We start from the raw sequence: 7,270 nt of genomic DNA, 5'->3' as shown, positions 1-7,270 counted from the left end.
TGGGTGGGGAGTTTGAGTTTTTGTGTGTGGGGGTCAGGGGTGGGGGGGGGGGGGGTGGCTCGGGAGTGGTTTTGGGTTTTGGGGGTGCGCCCCGGTGGCGGGCGCGGTCGCCCGGGAGGGCGTGGGGGCTTCGGCCGGGAGCGTTTCCTAGGACGGCGGCCCGTGGCGGCGCTTGCCGGGTGGATCCGCCCAGGTCAAGTGCCGCCCGCCGGGCGCCGTGCCGGCCGGAGGCGCGCCTCCGGGGCCGGGCCGGCGCCGCGGGCGAGGGACTCCCGGGCGGCTTCGTGCGGGTGCCGGTGCTGCCAGTACGGATTGTCGTGGGACAGCTTGCTCGACACGCGGCCGTACATGCCGAACGTCAGGACGACCAGCCCCATGACGAAGCTGAAGACGACGTTGGTCATGCCGAAGTCGAGGATGTTGGCGGGCCGGTCGAGGATGAAGATGTGGACGAATCCGCTGAGCAGGAACAGGGTTCCCACCGCCATGTTGAGCGTGGAGGCGACGTTGCCGCCGATGACGGCACCGGCGATCAGCATCAGGCCCACGGCCACGGAGATCAGGCTCAGGGCGCCGTTGCTCGACATGCCCGCGACGCTGTCCCCGTTCGTGTCGAACGGACTGAGCTCGTCGGCGAAGCCGAGACTGCCGAAGACGAGCAGGACCACCCCGCAGAACGCGGCGCCCCACCGGTAGACGGCGGCCAGGTGGTGGTCGAGGGGCAGTTCGTCCTGGAGCTTCATCGCCCGTCCCTTCGTGCACCGGGGAGCACCGGCGGATGGTGCCCCCTTCGTACCTTTCGTCCTTCACTTCCGTGGAAAGCCGTCACGCGGTTGCACCCGCCTCCGGGTGGTGGATCCCGCGAAATCGTCGCGCGGCACGGTGTCGGGCGGGCTTCTCGGGGCATCCGGACTCCATCGCTCGACGACCGGACCTTCACAAGGAGTCCCCATGCTCGGCATCGCCGCCGCCGTACTGCTGTTCATCGCGTTCCTGATCAACGCCGGTGACGTCTCGACCAATCACGTGTTCACGTCCACCAACGTCATGCTCATAGGGCTCGCCCTGCTCGCCCTTCACCTCTCCGGCGTCGGCGGGGGCTGGACGACGCGCAGCCGCCGGCGTTGACGGATGCCACCGGCCGGAACGGTCCCATTTCGGGTGACTTCACCCGGGTGACTTGCCGCGACGTGCTCCCTCGGGAGATGGTTGTCGGACGGAAACAGTCTGTCGTCCGGAAAGGTGGTGGGCTCGCTGAGCGGGCCTTGCTCGTGGACACTTCCCAGCAACCTCCCCCCGGCCCCCGCGGCGCCGTCACGGCCGCCTCGTGGGGTTCCGCCCCCTACCCCGTGGTCGTCGCCGACCCGTCCGGTGGCGTGGTCGACACGAACGACGCCGCGGCCACGCTCTTCCCCGAGGCGATCGCCGGGTCATGGCTGCGGGACGTGGTCCCCGCGTGGATCGCCGACGCCCACACACGTCTGCGGGCCATCGTGCCCGGTCCCCGGAACCGCGCTCCCGGCGCGTTCGTGCACGGCCCGGTCGGCGACCGCACCTTCGAAGCGCACCCCTCCCGCACGGACGACGGCGACGTCATCTGGTGGCTGGTCGACGACACAGACCGGCGCCTGGCGGAGGACGCCCTCAGGACCGAACGGGAGCGTGCCGGCTTCCTCGCGGGCGCCTCCAGCGCCCTGCTCTCCTCCCTGAACGTCGAACGGTGCATGGAGGTGACGGCGGAGCTGGCCGCTGAGCACCTCGCCGACGCCGCCGTGATCGTCGCCCCGCCGCGCGGGCGCAAGGTCCAGCTCACGTTCTGCGGACCCGACGGCGCCGTGGTGCACCGGACGGTGCAGAACGACGTACGACAACTGCCCGGGCTCGGCGAGGCCCTGCGCGGATTCCCGCCCGTACCGTCCCGCTGGATCGACCCGGCCACCGTTCCCGGATGGGTCGTGCCGGAGGGGTTCACCGAACCCGTCGGCTCGGCCGTCGTGACACCGCTGCCCGGACACGGCGTGCCCGCGGGCGCCCTCATCCTGCTCCGGTCGAGCCGGCACGCGGCCTTCACCGAGAGCGAGGAGATCTTCGCCCGGCTCTTCGCCTCGCGCGCCGGAGCCGCCATGTCCGCGGCCCGCATGTACGCCGAACAGGCCGCCATCACGACGACGTTGATGCGTGAACTGCTGCCGCCCCGACTGCACGCGGTGCACGGGGTCGAGTTCGCCGGACGCTACCGCCCCGCGGGCCAGACCGAACGCGTCGGCGGCGACTTCTACGACGTCCACCCCGCCGCGGACGAGGGCCAGGAGTCCCTCGTCGTCCTCGGGGACGTCTGCGGCAAGGGGCTCGAGGCCGCCGTCCTGACCGGCAAGATCCGCAACACGGTGCAGGCGCTCCTGCCGCTCGCCGACGATCACCAGCGGCTGCTCGGACTGCTCAACGGCGCACTGATGAACTCCCACCACACCCGCTTCGCCACCCTGGCCATGGCCTCCGTGGTACGCCGCGCGGGCATCGTCCATCTGCGGGTCACCAGCGCGGGACACCCCGCCCCGCTGATCGTGCGGGCCGACGGCGCGGTCGAGCAGGCCAGAACACGCGGGACCCTCATCGGCGCGTTCTGGGACGTCAGCTCCACCACGGTCGGTGTCGAACTGGCGCCCGGCGAGACCTGCCTCTTCTTCACGGACGGCATCACCGAGGCCAAGGGAGGGCCGCTGGGGGACGAATTCTTCGGCGCCCGGCGGCTGGAGACGGCACTCGCGCACTGCGCCGGCATGCCCGCCGAGGCCGTGGTGGAGCACATCCAGATGCTCGCCGCGCAATGGGTCGGACGCGGCGGCCACGACGACATGGCGACGGTCGCGGTCACCGCACCCCACCACGCGCACCTGAGCGCGGTGAACGGCCACACTCGGGGCAGGTACACAGGATGACCCCACCACACCCACAGCACTCCGACGTGGTGTCGCTCGGCCCCGCCCGTGACCAACTGTGGTCCGCGGTCCACCGGGGCGACGAGCGCGGAGCCGCGGACGTCGTCCTCGACGCGCTGGAGTCGTCGGCCGACGCCGAGACCGTGCTGCTCGACCTGATCGCCCCGGTCCAGGCGAGAGTCGGCACGGAGTGGGCGGCCAACCGGCTCACCGTGGCCCAGGAACACACCGCCACCGCCATCCACGAGCGGGTCATCGCGGTCCTCGCCCACCGTCCCGGCCTCCGCGCCGAGATCCCGAGCGGTCCTCGTGTCACGGTGGCCTGCGTCGACGGCGAGTGGCACGTCCTGCCGGCCAGGCTCATCGCGGAGGTGCTGCGGCTGCGCGGATGGCGGGTGGACTTCCTCGGCGCGCACGTGCCCACCCCGCATCTCATCGCACATCTGCACCGGACGGGACCGCGGGCGGTCGCGCTCTCCTCCTCGATCCCCACCCATCTGCTCACCGCGCACATGGCCATCACGGCCTGCCAGGCGGCAGGCGTCCCCGTCATCGCGGGCGGCGCCGCCTTCGGCCCCGAAGGCCGCTACGCCCGCGCCCTGGGCGCCGACGGATGGGCACCCGACGCCCGGCGCGCGGCGGAGGTCCTCGAACGGGGCCTCGACCGCCCCGGCCCCCCGGCCGTCCACCACACCGTGGACGACCTCCCGCACCTGGCCGACCAGGAGTACACGATCGTCGCCGGGACGACCCACCAGCTCGTGAAGCAGACGCTGGTGGACCTGGAGGACCGGTTCGCGCCGCTGCGCGGTTACACCGAACGGCAGCGGCGGCACACCGCCGAGGACCTCGCGCACATCGTCGAGTACCTGGCCACGTCGCTGTACGTCGCCGACGAAGAGCTGTTCACGCGGTTCGTTCTCTGGACCGCGGACATCCTCACCGCCCGGCGTGTCCCCGCGCGGAGCCTGGACCCCGCCCTGGACCTGCTGGCCCTGCAACTCAAGGACTTCCCACGCGCCTGCCGCACGCTGGCCCACGCGCGGGAGGCGCTCGGAAACCGAACGCCGCCATCCACGATCCCCGGCCCCGGAAAGCCCGCATGACCACTTCACATCCCCCCGCCTTCACCCTGACCGTCGACGTCCAGCCCGCCGCACTCGTGATCCGCGTCGCCGGAGACCTCGACCACGAGACGTGCGACGAGCTGATGACGACCGTCGACCAGTACTTCGTCGCCCCCCGGGACCCCCAGGGGCAATTCCGGGAACTGCGCGTCGATTTCGCCGCTCTCGGCAGCATCGACTCCATGGGCCTGTCCACCCTGCTGATGATCCGGCGCCGTACCGACGCCGCGGCCGTGCGCCTGTACCTCGACCAGCGGACCCGTGGCATGGACCGGCTGCTGGAGATCACGGGAACGCTCGAGCACCTCACCGCGCTCCGCGACGAGAGCGGCGGGGCGCGGAGTCCCGGGACCGGCTGACGCGCGGGGGCCCCGTCACACACGCGGGTGAACGGCACCGGGCTCGCGCGCCGGTCGTCGCATTCCGTCGAATGCACGCCGGATAGTGGGGTATTGGGGGCCCTGTACGACCCGGCGAGCCCACGGAGGAAGACATGACGATCGACGGAATCTGGTCCTACGCACCGGAGTTCAACCACCCCGAAGCGCACGAACTGGCCGGCTACAGCGTCGAGGCGACCGACGGGACCATAGGACACGTCGACCGGCAGGCCGACGACTCGGGCATGCGCCACCTGGTCGTCGACACCGGCGTCTGGGTGTTCGGCAAGAGCGTGCTGGTGCCCGTGGGTGTCGTCGCCGGCATCGACACGGAATCCCAGAAGATCACCGTCGCCTGCACCCGCGAGGAGATCAAGTCGGCGCCGGTGTTCAGGACCGACCGCGAGACCTCGGACCCCGCGTACCTGTCCAGCGTCGGGATCTATTACCGGAGCCTCCCGCCGAGGCAGCCCGCGTGAGCGGACGAGAGAGAGTGTTCCCATGTCCGACGGGCCGGAAGCCACCGTGACGCGCTGGGCGGCCCAGGACGCCTTCGTCGTACGCGTCGGCGGCGACATCGACCACGAGAGCGCCTTCCGGCTGGAAGAGGCACTGAGCCTGGCCGACCGGGCGGGCCCGGAACGCACGGTGGTCGATCTGTCCGGCACCGGCTTCGCCGACTCGTCGATCCTGCACGTCCTCCTCGAAGCGCAGCGCGCGCACCGGGCCCGCGGCACGCTCATGGTGGTCTGCGGGCCGTTCAGCGACATCGTTCGGAGGCTGTTCGACGTGACAGGGACCGAGGGCTTCTTCGTCCTCGCGGACAGCGTCGGAGCGGCGCTGGAACTCCCGGACCCGGCGACCGGGCCGTGAACCCGGTCAACCGCCCACCGGCGGACGGGCCGAGCCCGGGAGAGGGGGTCCCGATCACGAGCGCCGCGACGGCACGCGACCACGTACGGGCCCTGCTGCGCGAGCACGGCAGGACGGGCGGGCCGAACCCGGACGCGGTGGTCGACCTGCTGCTCGTCGTCTCGGAACTGGTCACCAACGCGATCCGGCACGGCGATGGACTCGCCGGTTTCGAAGCGACGCCGACCGACGGCGGCGTACGGCTCGCCGTGCGCGACAACAGCGACGTCGTCCCCGCCCAGGCTCACGGCACCGGCGAGATCCCGCGCACGCACCGGACGAACGGATACGGCTGGCCCTTGATCATCCGCCTCTCCACCGCCGTCACCATCGAGCCGTGCCCCGGGGGCGGCAAGACGATCCACGTGTTCGTCCCCCTGACCTGAGGCGAACGCACGCGTCCCGCCCGTCGCGGCGTGCGAGGTGAGCGGGCGTAGCGGGACGCGCGCGTGGAAGAAGAGCCTCGACCGACTCCGCCGGACACGGGGTCCGGAACGCCGGCCGGACCGGCGCGGAGAGGTGAGGCATGAACAGTGTCATCCAGGCGGTCCGCCCGGCGCGGCGGCGCCGGTACGGGCCCCGGCTGCCCGCCTTCTGGTGGCCGGCCCTGCGCCGTACCCCGGTCTCGATGTGGAACGACGACGTGTCCGACTGGGCGGCCGCGCTGACGTACTACGCGATCCTCGCGGTACTCCCGGCCCTGCTGGTCATGGTCATCGCCTTCGGCCTGATCAGCCCGGACACCGCCGAGCAGTTCATCGCGCACGTCACCGCGTACGCTCCCGCCCAGTCGGGCGCCGAGCTGCACCAGGCGCTGGGGGAGATGCTGCGGCAGCGGTCCGCCGCCTGGACGCTGCTGGTCACCGGCGCGGCGAGCGCGCTGTGGTCGGCGTCGAGCTACCTCGCGGTGTTCCGGCGGGCCCTGCACCGCATGCACGACGCGGCGGACCACCGTTCGGCCTGGCGCACCGCGCACCGGCTGGTGCTGACCGCGCTGGCGCTTCTCGGGCTGCTCGTCGTGAGCGCGCTCGTCCTGCTGCTGACCGGACCCGTGGCCGAGGCCGCCGGCCGTGTCGTGGGGGTCGACGGCCAGGTCGCGCTGGCCTGGAACCTGCTCCGCTGGCCCCTGTTGACATGCCTGGTGGCCCTGCTGGTCCTCGTCGTGTTCCACACCGGGCCGACGCCCGCCCGCCGTCGCCGGCACAGCTTTCCCGGCGGCATCCTGGCAGCCGTCCTCTGGCTCGCCGTCTCGGCCGGATTCGCCCTGTACGCCTCCGTCCTCGGCGCCTACAGCCGGCTCTACGGCTCTCTCGCGGGCCTGGTCGTCTTCCTCGTGTGGCTGTGGCTGTCCAACCTCGCGCTGCTGGCCGGCGCGCAGTTCACGGCCGAACTGAACAAGGCCGTGGCGGCGGCGAATCGGGCGACGGTCTGAGGTTCACAGGTTTGTTCCGGCCGGGACGGAACAAACGGAGTGAGGAAGCCACATCTTGTACGGACGGACGATGGAGGAACTGTGGGCATCATCGCTTGGATTCTGATCGGGTTGCTTGCCGGTGCCATCGCCAAGCTGCTTCTGCCGGGCAAGGACCCGGGCGGGATCATCATCACCATGCTGATCGGTGTGGCGGGTGGCCTGCTGGGCGGCTGGCTGGGCAAGGTCGTCTTCGGCGTCGACTCGATCGACGGGTTCTTCGACCTGTCGACGTGGATAGCCGCCATCGCGGGATCGCTGATCCTCCTGGTCCTGTACCGGGTGCTGACGGGCAACAGCCGATCGCACCGCCACGCCTGAACGGGCCCCGGCCCGTTCGGCGCGTCCTGACCCACGGCCTGGGGGGGGGGGCCGGGGGGGGCGGGGGGGGGCCCCCCCGCGGGGGCTGTGGAGGGGGGGGGCCCGCGGGGGGGCCCCCCC

The 7,270-nt window shown here is 71.8% G+C and carries 10 protein-coding genes; 9 read left to right on the top strand and 1 reads right to left on the bottom strand.

The window, feature by feature from the left end; all coding sequences use genetic code 11:
• Nucleotides 1-194: 194 nt before the first annotated feature.
• Nucleotides 195-743, bottom strand: coding sequence for a DUF4383 domain-containing protein (locus tag ACFXGX_RS23695; protein ID WP_384794612.1), 549 nt, complete (start codon nucleotides 741-743; stop codon nucleotides 195-197).
• 208 nt (nucleotides 744-951) lie between these two features.
• On the opposite strand from ACFXGX_RS23695, the gene ACFXGX_RS23690 reads away from it, so the two are divergent.
• From ACFXGX_RS23690 to ACFXGX_RS23650, 9 genes are all read left to right on the top strand, one after another.
• Nucleotides 952-1,128 (top strand): hypothetical protein, encoded by a 177-nt coding sequence (locus ACFXGX_RS23690; protein WP_192582574.1) that lies wholly within the window; start codon nucleotides 952-954, stop codon nucleotides 1,126-1,128.
• Between the two features lie 143 nt (nucleotides 1,129-1,271).
• Complete coding sequence (locus ACFXGX_RS23685; protein ID WP_384794700.1) at nucleotides 1,272-2,939, top strand: SpoIIE family protein phosphatase; 1,668 nt, start codon at nucleotides 1,272-1,274, stop codon at nucleotides 2,937-2,939.
• Nucleotides 2,936-4,045, top strand: a complete 1,110-nt coding sequence (locus ACFXGX_RS23680) for a B12-binding domain-containing protein (protein ID WP_384794610.1) — start codon at nucleotides 2,936-2,938, stop codon at nucleotides 4,043-4,045. Before ACFXGX_RS23685 ends, ACFXGX_RS23680 begins: the two co-directional genes overlap by 4 nt.
• Nucleotides 4,042-4,425, top strand: a complete 384-nt coding sequence (locus ACFXGX_RS23675; protein WP_384794608.1) for an STAS domain-containing protein — start codon at nucleotides 4,042-4,044, stop codon at nucleotides 4,423-4,425. The genes ACFXGX_RS23680 and ACFXGX_RS23675 overlap by 4 nt, the downstream gene beginning before the upstream one ends.
• 134 nt (nucleotides 4,426-4,559) lie before the next feature.
• Nucleotides 4,560-4,925, top strand: a complete 366-nt coding sequence (locus tag ACFXGX_RS23670; protein ID WP_384794606.1) for a PRC-barrel domain-containing protein — start codon at nucleotides 4,560-4,562, stop codon at nucleotides 4,923-4,925.
• A gap of 22 nt (nucleotides 4,926-4,947) precedes the next feature.
• On the top strand, nucleotides 4,948-5,319 hold the full coding sequence (locus ACFXGX_RS23665; RefSeq protein ID WP_384794604.1) for an STAS domain-containing protein: 372 nt from the start codon (nucleotides 4,948-4,950) through the stop codon (nucleotides 5,317-5,319).
• A complete protein-coding gene (locus ACFXGX_RS23660; protein ID WP_384794602.1) occupies nucleotides 5,316-5,744 on the top strand; it encodes an ATP-binding protein in 429 nt (142 codons plus the stop codon). The genes ACFXGX_RS23665 and ACFXGX_RS23660 overlap by 4 nt, the downstream gene beginning before the upstream one ends.
• A gap of 140 nt (nucleotides 5,745-5,884) precedes the next feature.
• Complete coding sequence (locus ACFXGX_RS23655) at nucleotides 5,885-6,790, top strand: YihY/virulence factor BrkB family protein (protein ID WP_384794600.1); 906 nt, start codon at nucleotides 5,885-5,887, stop codon at nucleotides 6,788-6,790.
• Between the two features lie 81 nt (nucleotides 6,791-6,871).
• On the top strand, nucleotides 6,872-7,150 hold the full coding sequence (locus ACFXGX_RS23650; RefSeq protein WP_326789817.1) for a GlsB/YeaQ/YmgE family stress response membrane protein: 279 nt from the start codon (nucleotides 6,872-6,874) through the stop codon (nucleotides 7,148-7,150).
• The last annotated feature ends 120 nt before the right edge of the window (nucleotides 7,151-7,270 follow it).

The sequence above is a fragment of the Streptomyces sp. NPDC059371 genome (assembly GCF_042751995.1).
Lineage (GTDB): Bacteria > Actinomycetota > Actinomycetes > Streptomycetales > Streptomycetaceae > Streptomyces.
This window is presented reverse-complemented; position numbering and strand designations above follow the sequence as displayed.

Bases quoted from the DNA above. Each gene is read 5' to 3' on its own strand.
- ACFXGX_RS23695 (WP_384794612.1), bottom strand. From the start codon at position 743: ATGAAGCTCCAGGACGAACTGCCCCTCGACCACCACCTGGCCGCCGTC.
- ACFXGX_RS23690 (WP_192582574.1), top strand. From the start codon at position 952: ATGCTCGGCATCGCCGCCGCCGTACTGCTGTTCATCGCGTTCCTGATC.
- ACFXGX_RS23680 (WP_384794610.1), top strand. From the start codon at position 2,936: ATGACCCCACCACACCCACAGCACTCCGACGTGGTGTCGCTCGGCCCC.
- ACFXGX_RS23675 (WP_384794608.1), top strand. From the start codon at position 4,042: ATGACCACTTCACATCCCCCCGCCTTCACCCTGACCGTCGACGTCCAG.
- ACFXGX_RS23670 (WP_384794606.1), top strand. From the start codon at position 4,560: ATGACGATCGACGGAATCTGGTCCTACGCACCGGAGTTCAACCACCCC.
- ACFXGX_RS23665 (WP_384794604.1), top strand. From the start codon at position 4,948: ATGTCCGACGGGCCGGAAGCCACCGTGACGCGCTGGGCGGCCCAGGAC.
- ACFXGX_RS23655 (WP_384794600.1), top strand. From the start codon at position 5,885: ATGAACAGTGTCATCCAGGCGGTCCGCCCGGCGCGGCGGCGCCGGTAC.